We start from the raw sequence: 1,098 nt of genomic DNA, 5'->3' as shown, positions 1-1,098 counted from the left end.
GAAGGGACCTGACTGCCAGGTTGCCTGGATGATAACGACAGCGGCCTCCAAACCATGGTCACGAGGACTATCCATCCACCTCACTAGGCCAGACGGCCCATAGCCACACCCACCCCATCCGTATACAGTCCATTGACGGAGACAACCATGCAATGCTGATGACCTGCATAGGAGGCCCGCTTCACGGGCTGCAAGTGGGACTTGCTGACGATGCCCTGGTATATGACGTGCAGGGCAGCAGGCCCCGCGCGCGTTATTTGCGGCAGCTGCCTTCGCAGTACTACGACCCCCGGGCCGGCCATGCTGACTCTGTGGCTTTTTTCGCGTTGAGTTCGCTGAACGGGATGGAAGTGACCAATCTGATCATTGCCCATGTGGAAACTTTTCAGCCCGTGCCRGTTGCGTCAACGCCCGCCTGATGGCTCCACGGACATCCCGGAGCAGGCAGAGAAGTTAGCCCGGCGTTAATCCGGCGCTAACCCGGCTCTATAGGCTGGGTGGCCTGAGCGCCTGGAGCGGCCGGATGAGCGCGCTGCCCGCGCTCCTGCCTCAGTGCCAGATGAAGGTGGTGCAACGCGCCCACACACTCCAGCACGATGGACTGGACCAGCTCCGCGGCCTCGCCGGCCTGCGAGTTGGGTGCGGCCGCGCGTTTTTCACCGACGCTGAGCATGAGCCTGGCCTTGACGGCGCCAAACAGCGCGTCCCAGTCGGCGATCGCGATGTCCAGCGGGTGGTCGGGTGTGAGCGCTTCGAGCTGCCGCTCGGGAAGCGAAGCGAGATGGATGCCGTCAGTGCCCTCGCCGTCTCCTTTGGCCCAGTCGCGCAGAACATCCAGCGCAGCGGCACCGGTAGCGGGCAGCTCGCATCGGGACTCCTTCATGAGTTCAGGAGAGCTCAGCATGGTCAGCGCCGAGCGCGCCAGCAGCCTGATATTGGGAGGGGGTGAGGAAGCAAGCCGGATCATTTCAGAACCCTCGCTAAAGGCGTTGCATGGCGCTGCAACAGCGGTCGGGCGCTGCGTCTTCAAAGGTTCGCGATATCGCCGTACGCTCCTTTTTAGGCGGCCCAAGGCGATCCGTCCGTGCGGTACCGCAC

Annotated in this window: 2 protein-coding genes; one reads left to right on the top strand and one right to left on the bottom strand. The window is 63.2% G+C overall.

Features of this window, described 5'->3' with window-relative positions:
- Positions 1-475: 475 nt before the first annotated feature.
- Positions 476-904, bottom strand: coding sequence for a hypothetical protein (locus tag AC1D0Z_RS22490; RefSeq protein WP_477660360.1), 429 nt, complete (start codon positions 902-904; stop codon positions 476-478).
- On the opposite strand from AC1D0Z_RS22490, the gene AC1D0Z_RS22485 reads away from it, so the two are divergent.
- Positions 903-1,098: hypothetical protein (locus AC1D0Z_RS22485; RefSeq protein ID WP_477660359.1), on the top strand; the 196-nt coding region annotated here is incomplete at its 3' end. The genes AC1D0Z_RS22490 and AC1D0Z_RS22485 overlap by 2 nt on opposite strands.

This window comes from Polaromonas sp. P1_E3, from assembly GCF_056405935.1.
The sequence above is the reverse complement of the archived record's forward strand: the minus strand, read 5'-3'. Positions and strand labels throughout refer to the sequence as shown.

What these genes read in the sequence shown, in the direction of transcription:
- AC1D0Z_RS22490 (WP_477660360.1), bottom strand. Translation starts at nt 904, where the DNA reads ATGCTGAGCTCTCCTGAACTCATGAAGGAGTCCCGATGCGAGCTGCCC.